The organism is Trinickia camelliae (assembly GCF_053525655.1).
Window position 1 is genome coordinate 102,957 of record NZ_JBCHAA010000006.1, and the last position, 22,902, is coordinate 125,858.

The following is a 22,902-nucleotide window of genomic DNA, read 5'->3' on the forward strand; positions in this document are numbered from 1 at the left end:
GCCGGGCAGATCGGCCGAATGCGGGATAATACGGGTTTTCGTCATTTTCGCTGCCGCGCCGCGCCCGCCTGAAATCTCCTCGCGCACGCCGCACCGCCTCAGCGATTCGTTTTTTCCGCAGGACCACCATGAGCATCATCAATCTCTCCGCCTACCAATTCGCCACGCTCGACGCCATTCTGGAATGGCGCCCGCTCGTTACCGAAAAATGCATGGCGCTGGGGCTGCGCGGCACGATCCTGCTTGCGCCCGAGGGCATCAACCTGTTTATCGCCGGCACGCCGGACAACGTGCGGGCATTCATTAACTACATTCGCCACGATCCGCTCTTCGAAGGCAAATTCGCGGACCTGCAATTCAAGGAAAGCGTGTCGGAAACGCAGCCGTTCCGGCGCATGCTCGTCAAGATCAAGCGCGAAATCATCACGATGAAAAAGCCGGCGATCAAGCCAGAGCTGGGCCGCGCGCCGTTCGTCGACGCACCCACGCTCAAAGCGTGGCTCGACCGTGGCCACGACGACGAAGGCCGCCCCGTCGTGATGCTCGACACGCGCAATGCGTTCGAAGTCGACGTCGGCACGTTCGATCAAGCGCTCGACTACCGGATCACGAAGTTCAGCGAGTTTCCGGAAGTGATCGAGAAGAACCGCGCGGACCTCGAAGGCAAAACCGTGGTGTCGTTCTGCACAGGCGGAATTCGCTGCGAGAAGGCGGCGATCCATATGAAGGACGTGGGCATCGAAAACGTCTACCAGCTCGAAGGCGGCATTCTCAAATACTTCGAGGAAGTCGGCGGCGCGCACTATCACGGCGAATGCTTCGTGTTCGACTACCGCACCGCGCTCAATCCGCAGCTCGAACCGACCGCCACCGAACAATGCTTCGGCTGCCGCGCAGTCGTCTCGCCGGAGGATCAGAAGTCGCCGCTCTACACACCGGGCAAGACATGCCCCGCGTGCCATCCGCAAAAGGACGCCGCGCGCGCGGCGTAACGGCGGGCCGATGCGCGCGTCCAAGCCGTACCGCGGCCGCTTCGCGCCCTCGCCTACCGGGCCGCTGCACTTCGGCTCGCTCGTGGGCGCATTGGCAAGCTATCTCGATGCACGCGCCCATCGCGGCGCGTGGCTCGTGCGGATCGAAGATATCGACGGCCCGCGCAACGTGCCCGGCGCCGCGGAAGACATCCTCGCTACGCTAGCCCGTTTCGGCATGCGCGCCGACGAACCGCCCATCTGGCAAAGCACGCGCACCGTGCGTTATCAGCAAGCATTCGACGCACTCGATCAAGCGGGCTTCATCTACCCGTGCGGCTGCACGCGCAAGGAAATCGCCGACTCGCTTCTCAACGCGCACACGCGCAACACCACGCTCGCCTACCCCGGCACATGCCGCCACGGCCTTAACGGCAAGCCCGCGCGCGCCTGGCGCCTACGCGTGCCCGACGGCGATGCGGCCATCATTAACTTCGACGATCGCTGGCAACAAGCGCAAACGCAGAACCTCGCGACCGAGGTTGGGGATTTCGTATTGAAGCGTGCGGATGGGCAATGGGCGTATCAGTTGGCGGTCGTCGTCGACGATGCCGACAGCGAAATCACGCACGTCGTGCGCGGCGCGGATCTGCTCGACTCGACCGCGCGCCAGATTTATTTGCAGCGTTGCCTGGGGGTGCCGACACCGGCGTATCTGCACGTACCGGTGGTCGTCAACGAGGAAGGGGAAAAGCTCAGCAAGCAGACTGGCGCGGCCGCGCTCGATGCTCGCGATCCGCTGGCGACGCTCGGCGATGCGGCGCGCCACCTTGGGCTCACACTCGGCGCCTCGGCCGAGACTTCGTTTGACGCGTTCTACGCAGAAGCGACGGCTCTTTGGGCGAAACGCTTCGGTTGAGGAGCGTCAGGACGACGTCGTCTTCCGCGGCATCCCAAACCCGCCCAGCAGCGCCGCAAGCGGTTGCTTCGACGTCGGCTTGGCTGCGGGCTCGGACGCCGGCGACTCGTCGCGCTTGAGCGCCGACGGCGAGGGCTCGTAGGGCTTCAGGAAGAAATCGTCGATAGGCGCATGCCGGTGATGCGTGCGCTCGAAGGTGCCCGTGCGGCGGCGGCTGGAAGAACGCTCGTCGCGGTCGTCGCGATCGCGGCGGCCACGCTCTTCGCGGTGCTGACGCGCCGGCGCATCGACGACCAGCCGCTCCACGTCGAGCGGCCGCTTGATCAGCTTTTCGATGTCGGCGAGCTGCTTTTTCTCGTTCGGGCTGCATAGCGACAGGGCATCGCCCGACGCCCCCGCCCGGCCCGTACGGCCGATCCGGTGCACGTAGTCCTCGGCGTTGAACGGAAGATCGAAGTTGATGACGGCCGGCAGCTCGGCGATGTCGAGCCCGCGCGCGGCGACGTCGGTCGCCACCAGTGCTTCGACTTCGCCACGCTTGAATGCCTCGAGTGCCTGCATCCGCTCGAGCTGCGACTTGTCGCCGTGAATCGCCGTCGCCACCACGCCGTCGCGCTCGAGCTGGCGAGCCAGACGCCCCGCGCCAATCTTGCTGTTGCAGAACACGATGACCTGCTTCAAGCCGCGCCCGCGGATCAACTGCACGACTGCCGACTGTTTGTCGCCTTCGGCCACTTCGTAGACGATCTGCGTCACATTGGTGGCCGTCGAGTTGCTGCGCGCGACTTCGATCGTCTGCGGGTTGCGCAGGTAGGTCGACGCGAGCTTCTTGATTTCGCCCGAAAACGTCGCGGAAAAGAGCAGCGTCTGGCGCTCCTTTGGCAGCAGGTTCAGGATGCGCTGCAAGTCGGGCAGGAAGCCCATGTCGAGCATGCGGTCGGCTTCGTCGAGCACGAGGATCTGCACCTGCCCGAGATTCGCGGTCTTCTGTTGAACGTGATCGAGCAAACGCCCCGGCGTCGCGATCAGGATTTCGACGCCGCGCCGCAACTCGGCCGATTGCGGATTCATGTCGACCCCGCCGAACACCACGGCGCTGCGCAGCGGCGTGTGCTTCGCGTAGGACTGCACGTTCGCGGCAACCTGGTCGGCGAGTTCGCGCGTCGGCGTGAGGATCAGCGCGCGGACCGGGTGGCGCGCCGGCGACGCGCTCGTGCTCGCTTGCGGCAGCAGCCGCTGGATGATCGGCAGCGAGAAGCTCGCCGTCTTGCCGGTGCCGGTTTGCGCCGCGCCCATCACGTCACGGCCGGACAGCACGACCGGAATCGCCTGCGCCTGGATCGGCGTGGGCGTCGTATAGCCCTGCTCCGTGACGGCTTTCAGGATGTCGGCGGCGAGGCCGAACTGATCGAAGGTCGGTTGAACAGGCGTGACAGCTGGATCGGACATGGTGGCTTTCGCTAAAAATGCGCCGTGGGGCGTCGTGTCGGTGAAGCGCGGACGGCAGCGGCAACAGCCGCTCGAAGGCATCGAAATGAAGGCGGAGCCACGGTTGCCCAATGTGACGAACCGAATGTGCGGACGGCTCCGGCCGGCGGACGCCCGCCGCAGGCAATCCTGCTGCGGCGCAGAATCCCCGCCGGAAAGGCCGGTATTGTAGCACCGTGCCGCTATCGCCCGCAGAGCCGGGCGCCAGCGGCACAACCGCCCGCCAGGGTAGCCCCGGCAAACGGCAACGGCATGACAGCGCGGCTTTAGCGCAATTCGCGCATCACCATGAGGCGCAACTCGGTCATATCCTCGATCGCGTAGCGGATGCCCTCGCGCCCGAGGCCCGAATCCTTGACGCCGCCGTACGGCATGTTGTCGACGCGGAACGACGGCACGTCGTTGATCACCACGCCGCCCACTTCGAGCACGTCCCACGCCCGGTGCGCGTGTGCGAGCGAATCGGTGAAGATGCCGGCCTGCAGGCCGAAATCGCTGTCGTTGACCGTCATCAGCGCCTGGTCGAAATCGCTGAATTTCTCGAGGATCGCGATCGGACCGAACGCTTCCTTACGGTAGAGGTCCTGATCGCGATGCACGCCTTCGAGCAGCGTCGCCTCGAACATCGCGCCGTCCACCTTGCCGCCCGCCACGATCTTCGCGCCCGCGAGCACGGCCTGCTCCATCCATCCGGCGAGCCGGTTCGATTCGGATTCGGAGATCATCGGTCCGACGAATGTCTGCGGGTCTTTCGGGTCGCCCATCTTGAGCGACTTCGTTTTTGCGATCAGCTTTTCGCGCAGCGCGTCGTAGAGGTCGACGTGCACGAGAATCCGCTGCACGCCGATGCAGCTCTGCCCCGACTGATAGTACGCGCCGAATGCGAGGCGCTCGACCACGTAGTCGAGCCGATCGTGCTGATCGCCGTCGACGATCGCCGCCGCGTTGCCGCCCAGCTCGAGGATCACCTTCTTCTTGCCCGCCTTCTTCTTGAGTTCCCAGCCGACGGCGGGCGACCCGGTGAAGGACAGCAGCTTGAACCGCTCGTCGGTGGTAAAGAGGTCCGCGCCGTCGCGATGCGCGGGCAGGATCGAGAACGCGCCTTCCGGCAAGTCAGTTTCCGCGAGGATCTCGCCCATGATCAGCGCGCCGATCGGCGTGCGGCTCGCGGGCTTCAGCACGAACGGACAGCCGGCCGCGATCGCGGGCGCCACCTTGTGCGCCGTGAGGTTCAGCGGGAAGTTGAACGGCGAGATGAACGAGCACGGCCCGATCGGCACGCGCTTCGCATAACCGTAATAGCCCCGCGCGCGCGGCGATATCTCCAGATTGAGGATCTCGCCATCGATACGGACCGCCTCCTCGGCGGCGACCTTGAAGGTATCGATCAGGCGCGTCACTTCGCCTTTCGAGTCGTTGATGGGCTTGCCGGCCTCGATGCACAGCGCCATCGCCAGCTCGTCGAAGCGCTCGCGAAAGCGCCTCACGCAGTGCTCGAGCACCGCCTGGCGCGCGTAAGGCGGGAATTCGCGCAACGCATGCTGCGCGCTGACCGCGTGGCCGATCGCCTCATCGATGGCCTTCGCGTCCGCCATGGCGACGCGGGTCGCGACTTCGCCGCTGAATTTGTCGGTGACTTCGAGGTCCGTATTGGCCTCGACGGGCCGGTTCGCGAGGTAGTACGGGTAAGTCTTCTGCAACATGACTCGTTCTCCTTGGCGCGGTGCGCATGACTGGGTTTAGCCAGGCGAGGCCGAGCGCCGTGACGGCCCGGCCACGCCCTGGCCTCAAATCGTCAAAGCGGCGCTCAAGCGCTTGATCTCGCGGTTGAGCACTCGCTCGTTGTCGGAGTAGTCGATCGGCACGTCGATCAAATGCACGCCGGGCGTCGCGAAGCATTCGCGCATCAGGGGTGCGAACGCCTCCGCCGATTCGACGCGATGCCCCTGCGCGCCGTAGCTCTGCGCGTAGGCGACGAAGTCCGGGTTAGCAAGCGTCATGCCGTAGTCGGGGAAATTCATGTTCTCCTGCTTCCAGCGGATCATCCCGAACGCGTCGTCGCGCAGGACCAGGACCACGAGATCGAGCTTGAGGCGCACCGCCGTTTCCAGTTCCTGCGAGTTCATCATGAAGCCGCCGTCGCCGCAGACCGCCATCACCTTGCGGTCCGGATGCACGATCTTGGTCGCGATCGCCGACGGCAGCCCGGCGCCCATCGACGCGAGCGCATTGTCGAGCAACAGCGAGTTCGGCTCGTGCGCGCGGTAGTAACGCGCGAACCAGATCTTGTACATGCCGTTGTCCAGACAAATGATGCTGTCGTCGGGCATCACTTCCTGCACGTCGTGGACGATCCGCACCGGGTAGAGCGGGAAACGCGCGTCGTCCTGGCCCTTCGCGAGGTGCGCGTCGAAATGCGCCTTGATGTCCATGAAGCGAGAGAAGTCCCACTTGGCGGCCTCGCGCTTCGGTTTCAGGCTTTCCTTCATCTGCCAGACCGCGTTCGCGATATCGCCGACCACCTCGATCTGCGGGAAATACACCGGGTCGACCTGCGCGCCGAGAAAGTTCACATGAATCACGGTCTTCTCGCCCGCGTCGGCGCCGCGCATGAAGAACGGCGGTTTTTCGATCACGTCGTGGCCGACGTTGATGATGCAATCGGCGTGATCGATCGCGCGGTGGACGAAATCGCCGTCCGAGAGCGTCGCATTGCCGAGCCACAGCGGATGCGATTCGTCGATCACGCCCTTGCCCATCTGTGTCGTGAAGAACGGAATGCCGATCTGGTCGACGAATTCGCCAAGCATGGTGCGCGTCGTCTTGCGGTTGCCGCCCGCACCCACCATCAGGAGCGGGTGCTTGGCGGCAACAATAGCGGCCACGGCGCGCGCGACAGCCTTGTCCTCGGCGACCGGACGGCGGCTGAAGCTCTTCGGAATCGGCTTGCCGTCGCCCTCTTCGTGCGCGACGTCTTCGGGCAGTTCGAGGTGCACCGCCCCCGGGCGCTCTTCCTCAGCGCGCCGGAACGCCTCGCGCACCAACGCCGGAATGTTGCCGATCGACACGATCTGCCGCGTGTATTTCGTCAGCGGCTCCATCATCCGCACGACGTCGACGATCTGAAAACTCCCTTGCTTGCTCGACTTGATCGGCTTTTGGCCCGTGACCATCAGCATCGGCATGCCGCCCAACTCCGCGTAGGCGGCGGCGGTCACGAAGTTGGTGGCGCCGGGCCCGAGCGTCGACAGGCAAACGCCCGTGCGGCCGGTCAGACGCCCATAGGTGGCGGCCATGAAGCCCGCCGCCTGTTCGTGCCGCGTGAGGACGAGCTTGATTCTGGAACGGCGCAGCGATTCGAGCAGATCGAGGTTTTCTTCACCGGGAATCCCGAACACGTACTCGACGTTTTCGGCCTCCAGCGCTTTGACGAATAGATCCGATGCTTTCATGAGCGGCCTCGCTGAGAACTACGCACGCGCAGAGCACGGCCCCGCGCAACCGGACCGGAAACGCAACGCCGACAGCGTGCCGACCCGCCACGCCGGACGAAGACGCCACGCGTGCGCCGCGAGGCAACGCATGCTGGCCGTTCGCGGCCCATCGATAGGAGAAGCACGCTTGGCCTTTGCGGCCAGCTGCGGGCCGAAAACGGCGAAGCGAAGTTTGATTCTAGGAGATTGGGACGCGACGCGCAGCGAGCTGCGCGGGAGGGCAAGCCAAGGTAGAGCGGGACACTCGGGGCGCTTCGGGCGAAGCGCCCCACTAGCGGCTTCAGCGCAGCGTCACGCAGCCGGCGAGGATGGGCGGCGCGTTCGCGCCCGCCATCGCGTCATAGAGGTTGGCCTGCAGCCCCTTGGTCCACCAGGTGTAATTCTCAGCCTGATACTTCGCGCCGGACCCCGCGAACGTATTGACGAACAACAACGTGCGCCCTTTCACCGGGACGAGCGCAAAGCTCTGCCCGTTGGCCGTATTCCAGTACGACACTTTCAGCGTCTTGCCATTCGCGCAGGTATAGGTCGAAGTCTTGGGCTTGACCGCCGGAATCTCGGGGAACGTGAGCGACGCTGCCGAGGCCGCGGAGCTGGCGCCGACCGTAGCGCAGGCAATGAGCGCAGCAGCGACGACGCGCGCGATGGTCGATGGTTTCATGCACAACCTCCCGGTCAGCCCGCCGATACCGGCCGAACCTTGGCCGCCGCGGTCTTCGCACGTTCGCGCGCCTCGTCGGTATCTTCGCCGGTCGCGAGCGCGACGCCCATGCGGCGCTTCTTGAAGCTCTCGGGCTTGCCGAACAGACGCAGGTCGGTGAACGGCACGGCGAGCGCGTCGCGCACGCCCTCGAACGCGATGCCCGCTTCGTCGAGCCCACCGTAGATCACCGCCGACGCGCCCGGCGCGCGCAGCGAGGTATCCACCGGCAGGCCGAGAATCGCGCGCGCATGCAGCTCGAACTCGGAGAAGCGCTGCGAGCACAGCGTAACGAGCCCCGTGTCGTGCGGACGCGGGCTCACTTCCGAGAACCACACGTCGTCGCCCTTCACGAAGAGCTCGACGCCGAACAAACCGCGTCCGCCGAGCGCCGCCGTCACCTTATGCGCGATGTCGCGCGAACGTTCGAGCGCGAGCGCGCTCATCGGCTGGGGCTGCCACGATTCGACGTAGTCGCCCGCCACCTGCACATGGCCGACCGGCTCGCAGAAATACGTCTGCGTGCCGCCGCTGGCGGGATCGACGGCGCGCACCGTCAACTGGGTGATCTCATAGTCGAAGGCGATGAAGCCTTCGACGATCACGCGCCCGTGATTCACGCGGCCGCCCGCCATCGCGTACTGCCACGCGGGCTCGACGTCGGCTTCGCTCTTCAGCACCGACTGCCCTTTGCCCGACGACGACATCACCGGCTTCACGACGCACGGATAGCCGATCTCCGCAATCGCCGCCTTCAGCTCGTCGAGCGATTGCGCGAAAGCATAGGGCGATGTCGCGAGGCCGAGCTCCTCGGCAGCGAGGCGCCGAATGCCTTCGCGGTTCATCGTGAGCTGCGTCGCGCGCGCGGTCGGGATGACTTCGGCGAGGTTGGCGGCTTCGATTTCGGCGAGCGCGTCGGTGGCGATCGCTTCGATTTCCGGCACGATCAAATGCGGCTGTTCCGCTTTGACGAGGTCGATGAGCGCGTTGCGGTCGGTCATGTCGATGACGTGAGCGCGATGCGCGACCTGATGGCCGGGCGCGTTCGGATAGCGGTCGACGGCGATCACTTCGACGCCAAGCCGCTGCAACGCGATGATGACTTCCTTGCCCAGTTCGCCGGCGCCGAGCAGCATGACGCGGGTGGCCGATTTCGACAGCGGCGTGCCGAAGCGTTGACCGATCTGCATGAGAGTTCCCGAAATATCGAAAGAGACGAAACGATGGATGCGCGATGTTAACACTACGCATCGGCGCGACACATATGCCGAACGGCCGACCCCAGACTCGCGACGCAGACGCCGCGGAGTGCGTTACCCTTACGCCTTCGCCAGCTTGAAGAGGAACGAGGTCATGCCGAATCAGTCAATCGCGCCGCGACGCGCCATCTTTTTTGCGCGCGCAAAGATTTCATTGAGCGCGTTGACCTTAGCCACGCTCGTCGCCGCCTGCGCGATGCCGAAACACCTCGATTCGTCCGCGCCGGCAAGCGATCCGTTCAATCCCGCGGCAACGCAACTGCTCGATGACACGAGCTGGGAATTGGCGGAATGGAAAAACGCCGACGGCAGCGGGCGCACGCTTCCGCAAGCCGGGAACGACACGAGCGGAGCGAGCGGCGACGCGCTCACGCTCGACTTCTCGACCGCCGGCGGCCAGCGCCGCGTGAGCGGCTTCTCGGGCTGCAACCGCTATACCGGCAGCTATACGCTCAAGAACGGCAGCTTGTCGTTCGGCCCGCTCGCCAGCACGCGCAAGGCGTGTCAATCCGCGGCGGGGGATCTGGAGGGCGCGTATCTCGACGGGCTCGCGCACGTCGCAAAAGCGGGCGTGCAAATGAAGCCGCCTCAGCAATTGCAGATCGTGCTCGATAACGGCGAGACGCTGATTTTTTCGCATCCTCGCGGCCAATGATCGCAGCGCGCAACGCTCACGCCATGCCGCGTCGCGACGCCCGCGCCTCGAATGCATGCGGCCGTTCGCGGGGCGTGGCCTTGACGCGCCTTGCTCGCATCTTTCGGGCGCCTGATGGGCCCGTCTCTGTCTTAGAGGCGCCTCGCTTCACCGGTTAAACTCGGCGGGTTGCGCGAAAAGCGCGTGTCCGTCTTTCGTCAGTCTCTGGCTCTAGCATGCTGCATACGGTAGTTCTCGGCTGGTTCGGCATCTCCGCCGTCTGGTTCCTTCCTCTTTTCTGGCGTCTGGCGAAGGCGGCGCTGCCGGGCGGCGGCGGACTGCGCGGTCCCGGCACGATCCGCTTGTGGCTCGGCTTTGTGGGCGTGCTGTTCGCAAGCAGCACGCTCGAGGCAAGCTTCGCTTCGAGCGGCGCCGACGGGCTCGGCCACACGCTTGCCGCGGGCTTCGGGCATCTGTTCGGCCGCATCGGCACGCCGCTCGTCATGCTCGCGCTGATGTTCGTCAGCGTGCCGTGGCTCATCGGCTTTCGCTGGACTAGCGTGCTGCGCTGGGCCAACGCCGCGTTCGGGCTCGGCTTGCCGCTCGACGGAAAAAAACTCGGCGACGAGCCGCGAGGGCGGCGCGCGGCCGAAGCGGCGAGCGCGTCTGCCGCGTCTAGCGCGTCCGCTGCATCGGTCGCGTCCGGCGCGAGCGTGAATCCTATGGCGCCCAAGCAAACCGGCCGATATGCACGTCCGACGGTCTGGCGTCCGCCAGCGGTTTCGCGTGGCGGCAGCAGCGTCGCGCGCGACAGTGCACCGACGGAACCCGTCGCGCCAGCCGGCTGGCTGCGCGATCAGGCTGCATCCGCGCATGTGGGCACGCGGGGCACGGATATGCCGGGCGCCGGTGTACCGGACGCTGATGCGCTAATCGGCAGGCGCGGAGCGGCGGCGGCTGCACCCGCCGGCACGAGCTCACCGCTAGGCGATATGACCGCAGGATTCGGCGCGATGGCGAACAGCGCGCCGCATACGCCGATGAACGCATCGAATCCACGCCCCGTAACGCTCGGGTCGACCGCATCGAAAGCCGCCGAGGCGACGCGGCGAACGGCGCCGCTGCGTCCGCCCGTCGGGTCTCGCCCAGCGTCAGCGGCGCCGCGCCCAGTGACTCGCCGCTACCCGGTTACCACGCCGCCTCGCCAGCCCGACTATCCGAAAGCGACGTCGCCTTCGCCATCCGCGAGCGTGCAGGAGACGCTGCGCGCGATCGAGGAAAACGCCGCGCGTTGGACGACGCTTGCGGGCGCGAGCCTCGCTCGCCGCAGCAGCACAATGGCGAGTTCTCCGGCAGACGAGGTGATGCCGGCAACGATGGGCGAACCGGCTCAGCTGGTGCACACGCATGCCGTTGCTGATGAACCCGCCGTGGAGAATCAGGCTGCCTCCGATGTCGCGCCTGAGGTTGCGGCCGACGTCGAAGCCGATATGGAAGCGCCGGAAGCCGCTCCTGAATCGCACGAGAGCTCGCCGGCTGATGTTTCGCCCGTGACCGAAACCACGAGCGAACCCGCCCAAGCGGCAAGCGTTGCTGTAGAAACCGTCATTGCCCCTGAGCTCGATACGACAGTCGAAGCGCCACAGACGTCACAAACGCCCCAGCCGCTCGCCCCCTGGGCCACAGCCGACGAACCGGCGCCGCCTGCCGCACCGCCTCATCAAGCGCCGAATCCGCTTGCGGCAACACCGGTGCCACCTGTTAGCGTTCCTGTCGCAGCGTCTGCGCCGCGCTGGGCCACGTCAGTCACGTTCGATGCGTTGCTGCGCCCCGCCAATGCGCCAGCGAGCGCAGCAGCAACTACCGCACCGGCAGCGACGACGGCGCCCGCATCGCAACCGTCCGAATCGTCAGTAGCGACACGGGAGGAACCGGCGCCACCGTCGAGCAACCGTGATGACGAGGCACAGGACAACACATCGCAACCTGCGAATCCGTTGCTGCTCGCCGCAGCCCCCGAGCCGGCCGCCAACGACGCCGCGCCATCCAACGTCGTCCGCTTCCCCGGCGCAGCGCTGCCCGAATCCGTTGCCGTCCCGGCAGCGCAAGCCGATAGCACTGCACCTGCCGCCACCGACACGTCATCGGACCCCTCCGCCCCGCGCCCTGCCCTGCGCGGCCATACGCCGACCGAATTCGAATTCCACGCGCCGAAGGCGTGGTCGATCGAGTTGCCCTCGCTCGATTTGCTCGAGCGCGCTTCCGGCGACATCGAGACGATTCCCGAAGAGCGTCTCGCCGAAACCGGTCAGTTGATCGAACAGCGCCTGCAGGAATTCAAAGTGCCGGTGACGGTGGTCGGCGCATCCGCCGGCCCGGTCATCACGCGCTTCGAAGTCGAGCCCGCTCTCGGCGTGCGCGGCAGCCAGATCGTCGGCTTGATGAAGGACCTCTCGCGCGGGCTCGGCCTCACCTCGATTCGCGTGGTCGAGACGATCCCCGGCAAGACCTGCATGGGTCTCGAGTTGCCGAACGCGAAGCGGCAAACGATCCGCCTCTCGGAGATCCTCGAATCGGGTGCGTACCAGAACTCGGCGTCGCAACTCACGCTCGCAATGGGCAAGGACATCATTGGTCAACCGGTCGTTACCGATCTCGCCAAGGCGCCGCACATGCTCGTGGCCGGCACGACCGGTTCGGGCAAGTCGGTGGCGATCAACGCGATGATCGTGTCGCTGCTCTACAAGGCGACACCCGAGGACGTGCGCCTCATCATGATCGATCCGAAGATGCTCGAGCTCTCTGTGTATGAGGGCATCCCGCACCTGCTCGCGCCGGTCGTCACGGACATGAAGCTCGCGGCCAACGCGCTCAACTGGTGCGTCGGCGAAATGGAGAAGCGCTACAAGCTGATGTCGGCGGTCGGCGTGCGTAATCTGGCGAGCTTCAACCAGAAGGTGCGTGACGCCGAGCGCGCCGAGAAAAAGCTGACCAATCCGTTCTCGCTCACGCCCGAGGCGCCTGAGCCGCTGTCGACGCTGCCGCTCATCGTGGTCGTGATCGACGAACTCGCCGATCTGATGATGGTCGCCGGCAAGAAGATCGAGGAATTGATCGCACGGCTAGCGCAGAAAGCCCGCGCGGCCGGCATCCATCTGATTCTGGCGACGCAGCGCCCCTCGGTCGACGTGATCACCGGTCTCATCAAGGCGAACATTCCGACTCGCGTCGCCTTCCAGGTGTCGTCGAAGATCGATTCACGCACCATCCTCGATCAGATGGGCGCCGAGTCGCTGCTCGGCCAGGGTGACATGCTGTTCCTGCCGCCCGGCACCGGCTACCCGCAGCGCGTGCACGGCGCGTTCGTCACGGACGAGGAAGTGCATCGGATCGTCGACCATCTGAAACAATTCGGCGAGCCGCAGTATGAGGACGGCATTCTCGACGGGCCGGCAAGCGAAGGCGCGGCGCAGGATCTGTTCGGCGATGCGCCCGATGCGGAAGCCGATCCGCTCTACGACGAAGCCGTGGCGTTCGTCGTGCGCACGCGGCGCGCGTCGATCTCGTCGGTGCAGCGTCAGTTGCGCATCGGCTACAACCGCGCGGCGCGGCTTGTCGAGCAGATGGAGGCGGCGGGGCTGGTGTCGTCGATGGGCATCAACGGCAGCCGCGAAGTGCTGGCGCCAGGGCCGGCGGAATAGTCGCGAATGGAAACGAGCGGGGGGTGAAGCAGACGCCGAGTATCAGCAGGAAGTGCGGCGGAAAACGCGGCGGAAAATGCGGCAGAAAAAGCGAGGCCCCCTCGCAAACGGAGGGGGCCTCGCCGCAGACCGGAATTACTGGCCTTCTTCCTTCACGGTCAGGTCGTTCTTGACCGAGCCCACACCGGCGACACCTTGCGCAACGGTGGTGGCCTTATCAGATTGCCCCTGATCCGGCACCGTGCCTTCCAGGATCACTGCATCGTTTTGGGCACGAACAATGATGTTCGCAGCCGACACGCCCTTCGCCTTGGCAAGGGCCGAGCGCACCTTCTTGCTCAACGCGCGTTCAGCCGGGCTCATCTTGAAGTGATGCTTCGACATGCCCGCTGCCGGAGCCGAGGCCATGCCCGTATCGCTTGCTTGTGCAAAGGCGCTAACGGAAGCCGCGATAATCAGCGCGCCGCTTGCCAGCTTGATTGCCTGAATAGCCTTCATTCACATTCTCCTTTTTTCATAGTTGGCGACGATCCCTATGGAAGTCGCACAGGAAGGGGACCGCTGGACGAACTGTGACTACTGGTACTCGATGCAACTGCGCTTCTTCAGGCGTTGCGGTGTGGGAGTCTATACCGCTTTCGCCAATCTTGTGTTGTAAGAGAGCACTACGCCCCCGCAGAAATTGCGCACTCCACACTTTCCGTGTATTGCTCGGGCCGCACACCGCTCGGCCTTGCCGGAAAGGGCGCGCATATCGCCAGACGGACCGGGCCATGCGTTTTCGATTCTATGTTATTCATCCTCGCCTCCCAAGCCGGGGAAGTCGATGCGTCAATCTGGCGTACCGGCGGCGGCAAAAGATGCTACGCACGAGCGCCGATTTCATCCTATGAGTCTCCGGGCAATCGCCGCGCGTAAATCGTGCGCGGCGATTGCAAGAGTTAGTCATCGTTTGACGCCTGTTCGCGACGCTGCCGCGAACGCAGCGCGTCATGACGAAACCGCGGCCGAAACGGCGTAAGTGGAGGCGATGAGCGAAGCCGATCGATCGAAGCGCTCGGCGCGCGCGGCGTAGCGCGCCAGCCTGGGCATAGGCGTTGCTTGAAAGCAAGCGGGCCGATTGCGCGGACGTCGAACAATGCCGCTCTCTTGAAGCAAAAGATCACCGGAAACGCCGATTTCGTTCCCCTGCCGCCCCCGCCCCCCGTGGGACGGCAGTTTCGGGCCCGCGCGGACGCTCTGTCGTGCGGGTCCGTTTTTATTGCTGCCGCCTCGATTGCTGCGATGCACGGGACAAGGCGGCGGGCGCGTCGTGCCGGTAACGCATTGCGCAAGGACTGCGAAGCATGACGCCGCCCCCTGACGTCACCCACCCAAGGAGCCAACAATGAACATCACACTCAGCCTGGGACCGCTCATCTCGCTGATCGCCGGCATTTTGATTCTGGTGGTGCCGCGTCTCTTGAACTACATCGTCGCGCTGTATCTGATCATCATCGGGGTGATCGGGCTGTTCGGCGTGGGCGGATCGCATCATCTGTGACGAGCGCAACCGGCCGGCATGAATGCCGGCCGCTTCGAGATGGGTCCAACGCTACGCCACGCGAGGCATGCCCCGTGGCCGGTCAGCCGTTCACGAATTGATCGAGACGCAGCCGCCCCTGCAACGAAAGGCCACCCACCGCATAATGGCCATCGTCTTCACGACGATGATGCGTAAAGCAGGCACGTTCGATGAGAAACGCAGCGGCCGTTTCCATGCCGTTGCGGGTGAGTCCGAGACGGTGATGTTCGAGAGGCAGAAATGCGCCGTCGCCCACTTCGCTGGCGGCGGAGAGAATCGTGATGCAGTCGACTTTCGACGGATTCAGCATGGCGTCTTATCCTCGCAAAGGGTGCAAAACACGAGCGCGTTGATGGCCGCATTCGCATGGCATCGCGACGGATGCCGCACGTGGGCCTGCATAGTTTGAAGCCTGATTGTAGCGACGCCGGTCCGGCCATGGCAACGAAAGATGCATTCTTTTTGCCGTTATCTGGCGGTTGCCGATCAGTTTCTCCCGGCTTCTTGCCGTCTTTGACCATTTTTTGCCATTAGTCTGCTGACCTGATTACGTTTCAGCAGTTTTTACCCGAATCCTGCCCATGCCCGCACCCATAGAAGACTACGCACTCGTTGGCGACGGCCATACCGCCGCGCTGATCTCCCGCGACGGTTCCGTCGACTGGCTCTGCTGGCCGCGCTTCGATTCCGGCGCCTGTTTCGCCGCGCTGCTCGGCGAGCCCGAGCACGGGCGCTGGCTGCTCTCGCCCGTGACGGACGACACGCCGAAGATCACGCGCCGCTATCGCGGCGAGACGCTGATCCTCGAGACCGACTACGAAACGGCCGAGGGCGCCGTGACCGTGGTGGACTTCATGCCGCCCGGCAACGGTTGGTCCGAGCTCGCGCGCATCGTGGTCGGCAGGCGCGGCACCGTGCGCATGCGGATGGAGCTGGTGCTGCGCTTTGACTACGGCTTTTCGGTGCCGTGGGTCACGAGCCTTTCGCGCGACAACGGCATCAAGGCGATCGTCGGGCCGGACACCGTCGTGCTCCGCACGCCGGTCGAACTGCGCGGCGAAAACATGCACACCGTCTCCGACTTCACGGTGTCGGCGGGCGAGCGCGTGCCGTTCACGCTCGCGTATGCGTCCTCGCACTTGCGCATCCCGCCCGCGCGCGATCCGCATACGTCGCTCGCACGCACCGAAAACCATTGGCGCGACTGGTCGTCGCGCTGCGAGGTAAGCGGCCGCTATGCCGAGCCGATCCGCCGTTCGCTGATCACGCTCAAGGCGCTCGCCTACGAGCCGACCGGCGGCATCGTCGCGGCGCCGACCACGTCACTGCCCGAGCACCTCGGCGGCACGCGCAACTGGGACTACCGCTATTGCTGGCTGCGCGACGCCACCATCACGCTGCTCGCGCTGATGCGCGGCGGCTACTACGACGAGGCGCGCGCATGGCGGGCCTGGCTCGGCCGCGTGATGGCGGGCTCGCCGTCGCAAGTGCAGATCATGTATGGCTTGGCCGGCGAGCGCCGGCTGCCCGAATCGGAGATCGACTGGCTGCCCGGCTACCAGGGCGCGAAACCGGTGCGCATCGGTAACAACGCGGTCGGTCAGCTACAGCTCGACGTGTATGGCGAAGTGATGAACGCCCTACATCTGGCGCGTGTCGGCGGCCTGGAGACGGACGAGACCGTGTGGTCGGTGCAATGCGCGATGCTCGACCATCTCGAGACGATCTGGCAGCAGCCCGACGAAGGCATTTGGGAAGTGCGCGGCGGCCGCCAGCACTTCACGTTCTCGAAGGTGATGGCCTGGGTGGCCTTCGATCGCGCGATACGCTCGGCGGAAAAATTCGACCTGCCCGCACCGCTCGAACATTGGCGCGCAGTCCGCGAGCAAATTCACGCCGACGTCTGCGCGAAGGCATGGAACCCGGCATGCAACGCGTTCACGCAAGCCTATGGGAGCGACGACCTCGATGCGTCCACCCTGCTGATGCCGCTGCTGGGCTTTCTGCCGCCCAACGATCCGCGCATCGCGGGCACGGTCGAAGCCATCGAAAAGAACCTGATGCGCGACGGTTTCGTCCTGCGCTATCACACCGGCGACGTCGACGATGGCCTGCCGCCCGGAGAAGGCACTTTTCTCGCGTGCAGCTTCTGGCTGGTCGACAACCTGGCGCTGCAGGGACGCCTCGACGATGCGCACGCGCTCTTCGAGCGCCTGCTGTCGCTCGCCAACGACGTCGGTCTTTTATCGGAGGAATACGACCCGGAGACGAAGCGGCTCGTCGGCAACTTCCCGCAAGCGTTCTCGCATGTGGCGCTCGTGCATACGGGCTTGAACCTGATGCGACACGAACAGGGGATGACTCGCGCGACCGGCCATCCTGCGCAGAACGGTGCGGAGAATGCATCCGCGGCAGAAGGCCGCGAATAGACGCCCCGCGCAGCCGGCCGGCAAGGCTGGCTCGATTGATGCGAAACAAGTGGGCCGGTGTCGTATTTCGGTGAATTTCTGCCGCACCGCAAGGAAACTGTAATCATCCCTCTCGGCAAGAACAGAGGGTTCTTGAGTACGGGAAAATCCTTCCGGAAATCTCGAAATTGCTGCGTTGCACAATCGGGTGTTGTCCTATATTATCGACTCGTTTGACCGGCCCAGAATCAACGAGTTAACACGGCACGCCGCGACGCCACGCGCCGCCCCACGCGATCCGTCCCCACACGCGGGAGCCTCCCACCATGCTTTACCAGTTTCACGAATTCCAGCGCGCGCTGCTGAGCCCCATGACGGCCTGGGCCCAGGCGGCGTCGAAGTCGTTTGCGAACCCCGCCAGCCCGCTTGCCTACGTGCCCGGCGCGACGCGCCTGTCGGCCGCCTACGAATTGCTGTACCGCCTCGGCAAGGATTACGAAAAGCCCGAATTCAACATTCACCAGATCGTCAAAGACGGCCACAACATCCCGATCGTCGAGCAGACGATCGTCGAAAAACCGTTTTGCCGCCTGCTGCGCTTCAAGCGCTTCGCCGACGACAGCGGCGCGGTGTCGCAACTGAAGGACGAACCCGTCGTGCTGGTGTGCGCGCCGCTCTCGGGCCACCACTCCACGCTCTTGCGCGACACGGTGCGCACGCTGCTGCAGGACCACAAGGTCTACATCACCGACTGGATCGACGCGCGCATGGTGCCGCTCGAAGAGGGCGACTTCCATCTGAACGACTACGTCGCGTACATTCAGGAATTCATCCGCCACATCGGCGCGAAGAACCTGCACGTGATCTCGGTCTGCCAGCCGACGGTGCCGGTGCTCGCGGCGATTTCGCTGCTGGCGAGCCGCGGCGAAGACACCCCGCGCACGATGACGATGATGGGCGGCCCGATCGACGCGCGTAAGAGCCCGACGTCGGTCAACTCGCTTGCCGTCCAGCACTCGTACGAGTGGTTCGAAAACAACGTGATTCACATCGTGCCGTCGAACTATCCGGGCGTCGGCCGCCACGTGTACCCGGGCTTCCTGCAGCACACGGGCTTCGTCGCGATGAATCCGGAACGGCACGCGGCCTCGCACTGGGACTTCTATCAAAGCCTCCTGCGCGGCGATGAAGAGGATGCCGAAGCACACCGCCGCTTCTACGACGAATACAACGCGGTGCTCGACATGGCCGCCGAATACTATCTCGACACGATCCGCATCGTGTTCCAGGAGTTCCGGCTCGCCGAGGGCACCTGGGTGATCGACGGTGAGCCGGTGCGTCCGCAGGACATCAAGAAGACCGCGCTCTTCACGATCGAAGGCGAGCTCGACGACATCTCCGGCGACGGCCAGACGCGCGCCGCGCAAGATCTGTGCAGCGGCATTCCCGCCAAGAACAAGCGTCATTTCACGGCGGAGAAGTGCGGCCACTACGGCATCTTCTCCGGCCGGCGCTGGCGCACGATCATCTATCCGCAGTTGCGCGACTTCATCCTCGCGCACAACAAGGAGCCGAAGACCGAACGCGCCGCCGTCGAAGCGTAAACGCGATTGGCACGCGACTAGCATCAAAGCGGGAAAGACAAAGGGCGCATCGTTCGCGATGCGCCCTTTGCGTTTTGTTTTAGGTGATAAAACCCCTGTGCGGCCTCAACGCCGCATCAAGTACGCCAGCAACAGCTCCGTGTTCATCTGGACGATCTCGCCGCGCTCGGCGGGCGCGCTGAAATCACGCCCCAGCGTGGCTGCGAGCGTGAAGCGGTTCGACACGATGTAGTAACCGAGCCCCGACAGCACCACGTAAAAGCGCAGCGGATCAACGTTCGAGCGAAAGAGCCCCGCCCTCTGCCCGCGCTCCAATATCGACGAGAGCGTCGCGACGATCGGCGAGATCATTTCGCGGATGCGGGTCGATTTGTGCATGTAGCGCGCCTCGTGCAGGTTCTCGTTGTTCACGAGCCGCAGCAAGTCGGGGTGATCGCGATAGTAGTCCCAAACGAAGTGCGCAAGCCGCGTGATCGCTTCGACCGGCGCGATGCCGTTCAAATCGAGCGCCCGCTCCGCTTCAGTCAAAGCGCCGAACACGTACTCGAGCACTGCGGTGAAAAGCTGCTCCTTGCTGCCGAAGTAGTAATAGAGCATGCGCTCGTTCGTTTCGGCGCGGCGGGCGATCTGATCGACGCGCGCGCCGAACAACCCACCATTCGCAAATTCTTCGGCCGCCGCAAGCAGGATTCGGCGCCGTGTGCCTTCAGGATCTCTTTTGATTTTCGGCTGATTCATGGTGGCAAATTGCTTCTTGAACCGCGTTACCGGAAGCGCGCCGCCGGCCCTGCAAGACCTGCACCGGCTAGTCGTGACGCTCGCGCCGTTATTGGGAGACTCTCTCCTGCGGTCGTGCGAAAAAGCGCTTCGATTATGGCACATGGTTTGTCAATGGCAATCGGGGAAATCGGCGATAATGCAGCCTTTGACTAATTCCGCGCCGCATGCACTGAAACGGCAAACCAAGCGGCAAACCAAAACGCCAACCAGCCCGTTTCAAGCGCTCGCTGCGCGGCTGCAAACAAGACTACAAGCGCGGCGCGGCCCTCACCGCCAGCCGCTCCAGACGTCCTCACCGTGATCCATCCCCAGACCCTCGCAGACCGCATCGAAGATCTGCTTCCTCAGACGCAATGCACGAAGTGCGGCTATGCCGGCTGTCGCCCCTATGCCGAAGCCATCGCCGGCGGCGAGGCCGGCTACAACCAATGTCCGCCTGGCGGAGAGGAAGGCGTGGCGCGGCTCGCCGCGCTGCTCGGCAAGCCCGTCATCGCGCTGAATCCGGACAACGGCGTCGAACGGCCGCGGCCGCTCGCCGTCATCGACGAGCAACTTTGCATCGGTTGCACGCTTTGCATGCAGGCGTGTCCGGTCGATGCGATCGTCGGGGCCCCGAAGCAAATGCACACGATCGTCGCCGAGCTGTGCACGGGCTGCGACCTGTGCGTCGCGCCCTGCCCGGTCGACTGCATCGCGATGGTGCCGGTCACCGGCGCGGCGACCGGCTGGGACGCTTGGACGCAGCCGCAGGCCGAAGGCGCGCGCATGCGGCACGACCGTCACATTGCGCGTCTAGCGCGCGAGCGCGAAGCGGCCGAAGCGCGCGCCGCGGCGCGGCGGGCGGCGAGCCACACCGCCGCTACGGCCAGCACTAGCGCCGCCGCCAACGCCCCTGCATCGATCGCGCCAGCCGCGGACGACGCCGAAGCCAAGAAGCGCGCCATCATCCAGGCTGCGCTAGAACGCGCGCGCAAGAAGAAAGAAGAGCTGGCAGCACAAGGCCAGGGACCGAAGAACGTCGATACGGTCAGCGACGACGTGCAAGCCCAAATCGATGCGGCCGAGGCGCGCCGCCGCCGGCTCGGCATCGCGCCGGAAGGCGCGAGCGAGCCCTCCGCGCCCGACGCCCCTTCCCCTTCAAACGACGACCCCAAGCGCTAAAACCGACCGCATGAACGCGAACAAACGCCGCGCGATCTACGAAACGCTGCAAAGCCTCAACCCGCATCCGGCCTCAGAGCTCGAATACTCGACACCATTCGAACTGCTGATCGCGGTGATGCTGTCGGCGCAGGCGACGGACGTATCGGTGAACAAAGCGATGCGCCGGATGTTCCCGGTCGCCAACACGCCGCAGAAGGTGCTCGCTCTAGGCGAAGACGGCGTCGCCGACTACATCAAGACAATCGGGCTCTACCGGACCAAGGCGAAGAACGTGATCGCGACGTGCCGCATCCTGCTCGACCAGTACGGCGGCGAGGTGCCGGCCGATCGGGAAGCGCTGGAAGGGCTGCCGGGTGTCGGCCGCAAGACGGCGAACGTCGTGCTCAACGTCGCGTTCGGCCATCCGACAATCGCCGTCGATACGCACATCTTCCGCGTCGCGAACCGCACGGGCCTGGCGCCCGGCAAAGACGTGCGCGCGGTCGAAGCCGCGCTGGAGAAGTTCACGCCCGTCGAGTTCCGCCAAGACGCGCATCATTGGCTGATTTTGCATGGACGCTATGTATGCAAGGCGCGACGCCCGGAATGCTGGCATTGCGTGATCGAGCCGCTGTGCGAGTTCAAGCCGAAAACGCCGCCGCCGGAGATGTGAGCGGCGCTAAGCGCTATTGATTGGCTTCGAGCGCCACCGTCTCATCGTCGTGCGCCCCGCCGCCCGCGCGCACGAGCCACAACACCGCTACCAGGATCGACGCCCCTCCCGCCCACTGGAGCGGCGTCAGCGCTTCGCCGAGCGTGATCGCGGCGAGCACGACGGTGACGACCGGCTCCAGAGTCGAGAGCATCGACGTGCGCGCCGCCCCCAGCCTGTCGAGCCCCGCGAAGAAGCACAGCAGCGCGGCGACCGTCGAAATCAGCGCAATCGCGAGCGCCGCGGCCCAGCCGCCGGACGTGCCCGGCAGATGCGGCGGCGCACCGGCCAGCGTGCGCGCCATGCAGATTACGGTCAGCGTGGCCGTCGCGGAAAGACACACAATCGCCGACGTCGCGAGCGGATCGACGCCGCGCGTAAAGCGCGCGCCGATCACGATATAGAGCGAGTAGATCACCGCTGCGGCGAGCGCCAGCCCGATCCCGAGCGGATCGCCATGGCCGCCGCCGACCATCACCGCCGACCCGGCGACACACAGCACCAGCGCAGCCACCTTCACCTTGGTCAGACGCTCCCCGAGCCACCAGGCGGCGAGCAGCGTGACGAACGCCGGGTACAGATACAGCAGCAGCGCAACGAGGCTTGCCTGAGCATGCTCGAGCGCCGTGAAGTAGCAGAACGCCTGCCCGACATAACCGATTCCGCCCATTCCGATGATCGGCCAGACCGCGCGCCCGCGCGGCCAGACGATCCTGCGCCGGACCGCGATCAACGCCAGCACGGCCCCGGCGATCGCGAAGCGCACGATGAGCAGCCCGAGCACGTCGGCGCCGCCCGCATAGGTGTAGCGCCCGAAAATCGCCATCGCGCCAAACGCCATCGCCGACAGCGCGACAAACGCGGCGCCGCGCACGGTTTCGGCCCGGGAGTGTGGGTGGGAAGTCATCGTTGGTCGGAATAACGAGGAAGCGCAACCGCGCGATTCTAGCCGGGCGCTACGGTGCCCAACAAGCGCCCCCAACCTGCCCGGCGTAAAATGCCGGATTGCTCACGCGGCGCCTGTCCGCCTCCACCGAAGACGCACTCACACGATGTTCAACCCCAGCCGCGACGAAGTCCGAAGCTTTTTCATCGACACCTGGCGCAAGCAGCGCGCCGGCGAAATTCTCACCCCGCTCGAAGCGATCGCCGCCGACTGGATCGTCGAGCACCCCGAGTACCACGACGCGTTGGCGGATACGGAAGGATCGGCGGCCGCTGCGGACTACTCGCCCGAGCGCGGCCAAACCAACCCGTTCCTGCATCTGTCGATGCACCTCGCGATCAGCGAGCAGCTCTCGATCGACCAGCCGCCCGGCATCCGCGCCGCGCACGAGCGTCTTGCCGCGCGCCTCGGCTCGACCCACGATGCGCAGCACGCGATTATGGAATGTCTCGGCGAGACGATCTGGGAAGCGCAGCGCAACAACACGCCGCCCGATTCGGACGCGTATCTCGCCCGCATCGAACGGCGCGCGTCACGCGACTGACGGCCCACTGCGCTGCGCAACGGCAGCGCGATCGA

19 protein-coding genes are annotated in these 22,902 nt (G+C 65.1%); 10 read left to right on the forward strand and 9 right to left on the reverse strand.

Going from position 1 to position 22,902, the window contains the following annotated elements; all coding sequences use genetic code 11:
- Positions 1–128: 128 nt before the first annotated feature.
- Both AAHK20_RS12375 and gluQRS read left to right on the forward strand, forming a co-directional pair.
- Positions 129–992, forward strand: a complete 864-nt coding sequence (locus tag AAHK20_RS12375; RefSeq protein ID WP_449181742.1) for a sulfurtransferase — start codon at positions 129–131, stop codon at positions 990–992.
- 10 nt (positions 993–1,002) lie between these two features.
- Positions 1,003–1,890: a tRNA glutamyl-Q(34) synthetase GluQRS gene (gene gluQRS, locus AAHK20_RS12380; protein ID WP_449181743.1), complete on the forward strand. Its 888-nt coding sequence runs from the start codon at positions 1,003–1,005 to the stop codon at positions 1,888–1,890.
- Positions 1,891–1,896: 6 nt separating this feature from the next.
- Here gluQRS and AAHK20_RS12385 read toward each other — a convergent pair whose 3' ends face one another.
- The 5 genes from AAHK20_RS12385 to purT form a co-directional block, all read right to left on the reverse strand.
- Positions 1,897–3,339 carry a DEAD/DEAH box helicase gene (locus AAHK20_RS12385; RefSeq protein WP_449181744.1) on the reverse strand — a complete coding sequence of 481 codons (1,443 nt, stop codon included), beginning with the start codon at positions 3,337–3,339 and terminating at the stop codon, positions 1,897–1,899.
- 305 nt (positions 3,340–3,644) lie between these two features.
- Entirely contained in the window at positions 3,645–5,081 is a 1,437-nt protein-coding gene (locus tag AAHK20_RS12390) for an aldehyde dehydrogenase family protein (RefSeq protein WP_449181745.1), read from the reverse strand.
- Positions 5,082–5,165: 84 nt separating this feature from the next.
- Positions 5,166–6,830: an acetolactate synthase large subunit gene (locus AAHK20_RS12395; RefSeq protein ID WP_449181746.1), complete on the reverse strand. Its 1,665-nt coding sequence runs from the start codon at positions 6,828–6,830 to the stop codon at positions 5,166–5,168.
- A 322-nt stretch (positions 6,831–7,152) separates the two neighbouring features.
- Entirely contained in the window at positions 7,153–7,533 is a 381-nt protein-coding gene (locus tag AAHK20_RS12400; protein ID WP_449181747.1) for an MliC family protein, read from the reverse strand.
- A gap of 14 nt (positions 7,534–7,547) precedes the next feature.
- Positions 7,548–8,762 (reverse strand): formate-dependent phosphoribosylglycinamide formyltransferase, encoded by a 1,215-nt coding sequence (gene purT, locus AAHK20_RS12405; protein ID WP_449181748.1) that lies wholly within the window; start codon positions 8,760–8,762, stop codon positions 7,548–7,550.
- Between the two features lie 163 nt (positions 8,763–8,925).
- Here purT and AAHK20_RS12410 point away from each other — a divergent pair, with 163 nt between their 5' ends.
- On the forward strand, positions 8,926–9,486 hold the full coding sequence (locus AAHK20_RS12410; protein WP_449181749.1) for an META domain-containing protein: 561 nt from the start codon (positions 8,926–8,928) through the stop codon (positions 9,484–9,486).
- Positions 9,487–9,701: 215 nt separating this feature from the next.
- Positions 9,702–13,166, forward strand: a complete 3,465-nt coding sequence (locus tag AAHK20_RS12415) for an FtsK/SpoIIIE family DNA translocase (protein WP_449181750.1) — start codon at positions 9,702–9,704, stop codon at positions 13,164–13,166.
- A gap of 135 nt (positions 13,167–13,301) precedes the next feature.
- On the opposite strand, the gene AAHK20_RS12420 is transcribed toward AAHK20_RS12415, so the two are convergent.
- Positions 13,302–13,664, reverse strand: a complete 363-nt coding sequence (locus AAHK20_RS12420) for a BON domain-containing protein (protein ID WP_449181751.1) — start codon at positions 13,662–13,664, stop codon at positions 13,302–13,304.
- Positions 13,665–14,553: 889 nt separating this feature from the next.
- On the opposite strand from AAHK20_RS12420, the gene AAHK20_RS12425 reads away from it, so the two are divergent.
- Positions 14,554–14,709, forward strand: a complete 156-nt coding sequence (locus AAHK20_RS12425) for a DUF3096 domain-containing protein (protein ID WP_449181752.1) — start codon at positions 14,554–14,556, stop codon at positions 14,707–14,709.
- 82 nt (positions 14,710–14,791) lie between these two features.
- On the opposite strand, the gene AAHK20_RS12430 is transcribed toward AAHK20_RS12425, so the two are convergent.
- On the reverse strand, positions 14,792–15,040 hold the full coding sequence (locus AAHK20_RS12430; protein ID WP_449181753.1) for a hypothetical protein: 249 nt from the start codon (positions 15,038–15,040) through the stop codon (positions 14,792–14,794).
- Positions 15,041–15,311: 271 nt separating this feature from the next.
- Between AAHK20_RS12430 and AAHK20_RS12435 the strand changes: the two genes are divergently transcribed.
- On the forward strand, positions 15,312–17,159 hold the full coding sequence (locus AAHK20_RS12435; RefSeq protein WP_449181754.1) for a glycoside hydrolase family 15 protein: 1,848 nt from the start codon (positions 15,312–15,314) through the stop codon (positions 17,157–17,159).
- A gap of 305 nt (positions 17,160–17,464) precedes the next feature.
- Positions 17,465–18,742, forward strand: a complete 1,278-nt coding sequence (locus tag AAHK20_RS12440) for a polyhydroxyalkanoate depolymerase (RefSeq protein WP_449181755.1) — start codon at positions 17,465–17,467, stop codon at positions 18,740–18,742.
- A gap of 105 nt (positions 18,743–18,847) precedes the next feature.
- Here the strand turns inward: AAHK20_RS12440 and AAHK20_RS12445 are convergent, their stop codons facing one another.
- On the reverse strand, positions 18,848–19,480 hold the full coding sequence (locus AAHK20_RS12445; protein WP_449181756.1) for a TetR/AcrR family transcriptional regulator: 633 nt from the start codon (positions 19,478–19,480) through the stop codon (positions 18,848–18,850).
- A gap of 339 nt (positions 19,481–19,819) precedes the next feature.
- On the opposite strand from AAHK20_RS12445, the gene rsxB reads away from it, so the two are divergent.
- Together rsxB and nth are read left to right on the forward strand one after the other, a co-directional pair.
- Positions 19,820–20,683, forward strand: a complete 864-nt coding sequence (gene rsxB / locus AAHK20_RS12450) for an electron transport complex subunit RsxB (RefSeq protein WP_449181757.1) — start codon at positions 19,820–19,822, stop codon at positions 20,681–20,683.
- 10 nt (positions 20,684–20,693) lie between these two features.
- Positions 20,694–21,338, forward strand: coding sequence for an endonuclease III (nth, locus tag AAHK20_RS12455; protein ID WP_449181758.1), 645 nt, complete (start codon positions 20,694–20,696; stop codon positions 21,336–21,338).
- 13 nt (positions 21,339–21,351) lie between these two features.
- On the opposite strand, the gene AAHK20_RS12460 is transcribed toward nth, so the two are convergent.
- A complete protein-coding gene (locus AAHK20_RS12460) occupies positions 21,352–22,284 on the reverse strand; it encodes a DMT family transporter (protein WP_449181759.1) in 933 nt (310 codons plus the stop codon).
- A 145-nt stretch (positions 22,285–22,429) separates the two neighbouring features.
- Here AAHK20_RS12460 and AAHK20_RS12465 point away from each other — a divergent pair, with 145 nt between their 5' ends.
- Positions 22,430–22,867, forward strand: a complete 438-nt coding sequence (locus AAHK20_RS12465) for a DUF1841 family protein (RefSeq protein ID WP_449181760.1) — start codon at positions 22,430–22,432, stop codon at positions 22,865–22,867.
- The last annotated feature ends 35 nt before the right edge of the window (positions 22,868–22,902 follow it).

What these genes read in the sequence shown, in the direction of transcription:
- AAHK20_RS12375 (WP_449181742.1), top strand. Translation starts at nt 129, where the DNA reads ATGAGCATCATCAATCTCTCCGCCTACCAATTCGCCACGCTCGACGCC.
- gluQRS (WP_449181743.1), top strand. Translation starts at nt 1,003, where the DNA reads ATGCGCGCGTCCAAGCCGTACCGCGGCCGCTTCGCGCCCTCGCCTACC.
- AAHK20_RS12385 (WP_449181744.1), bottom strand. Translation starts at nt 3,339, where the DNA reads ATGTCCGATCCAGCTGTCACGCCTGTTCAACCGACCTTCGATCAGTTC.
- AAHK20_RS12390 (WP_449181745.1), bottom strand. Translation starts at nt 5,081, where the DNA reads ATGTTGCAGAAGACTTACCCGTACTACCTCGCGAACCGGCCCGTCGAG.
- AAHK20_RS12395 (WP_449181746.1), bottom strand. Translation starts at nt 6,830, where the DNA reads ATGAAAGCATCGGATCTATTCGTCAAAGCGCTGGAGGCCGAAAACGTC.
- AAHK20_RS12400 (WP_449181747.1), bottom strand. Translation starts at nt 7,533, where the DNA reads ATGAAACCATCGACCATCGCGCGCGTCGTCGCTGCTGCGCTCATTGCC.
- purT (WP_449181748.1), bottom strand. Translation starts at nt 8,762, where the DNA reads ATGCAGATCGGTCAACGCTTCGGCACGCCGCTGTCGAAATCGGCCACC.
- AAHK20_RS12410 (WP_449181749.1), top strand. Translation starts at nt 8,926, where the DNA reads ATGCCGAATCAGTCAATCGCGCCGCGACGCGCCATCTTTTTTGCGCGC.
- AAHK20_RS12415 (WP_449181750.1), top strand. Translation starts at nt 9,702, where the DNA reads ATGCTGCATACGGTAGTTCTCGGCTGGTTCGGCATCTCCGCCGTCTGG.
- AAHK20_RS12420 (WP_449181751.1), bottom strand. Translation starts at nt 13,664, where the DNA reads ATGAAGGCTATTCAGGCAATCAAGCTGGCAAGCGGCGCGCTGATTATC.
- AAHK20_RS12425 (WP_449181752.1), top strand. Translation starts at nt 14,554, where the DNA reads ATGAACATCACACTCAGCCTGGGACCGCTCATCTCGCTGATCGCCGGC.
- AAHK20_RS12430 (WP_449181753.1), bottom strand. Translation starts at nt 15,040, where the DNA reads ATGCTGAATCCGTCGAAAGTCGACTGCATCACGATTCTCTCCGCCGCC.
- AAHK20_RS12435 (WP_449181754.1), top strand. Translation starts at nt 15,312, where the DNA reads ATGCCCGCACCCATAGAAGACTACGCACTCGTTGGCGACGGCCATACC.
- AAHK20_RS12440 (WP_449181755.1), top strand. Translation starts at nt 17,465, where the DNA reads ATGCTTTACCAGTTTCACGAATTCCAGCGCGCGCTGCTGAGCCCCATG.
- AAHK20_RS12445 (WP_449181756.1), bottom strand. Translation starts at nt 19,480, where the DNA reads ATGAATCAGCCGAAAATCAAAAGAGATCCTGAAGGCACACGGCGCCGA.
- nth (WP_449181758.1), top strand. Translation starts at nt 20,694, where the DNA reads ATGAACGCGAACAAACGCCGCGCGATCTACGAAACGCTGCAAAGCCTC.
- AAHK20_RS12460 (WP_449181759.1), bottom strand. Translation starts at nt 22,284, where the DNA reads ATGACTTCCCACCCACACTCCCGGGCCGAAACCGTGCGCGGCGCCGCG.
- AAHK20_RS12465 (WP_449181760.1), top strand. Translation starts at nt 22,430, where the DNA reads ATGTTCAACCCCAGCCGCGACGAAGTCCGAAGCTTTTTCATCGACACC.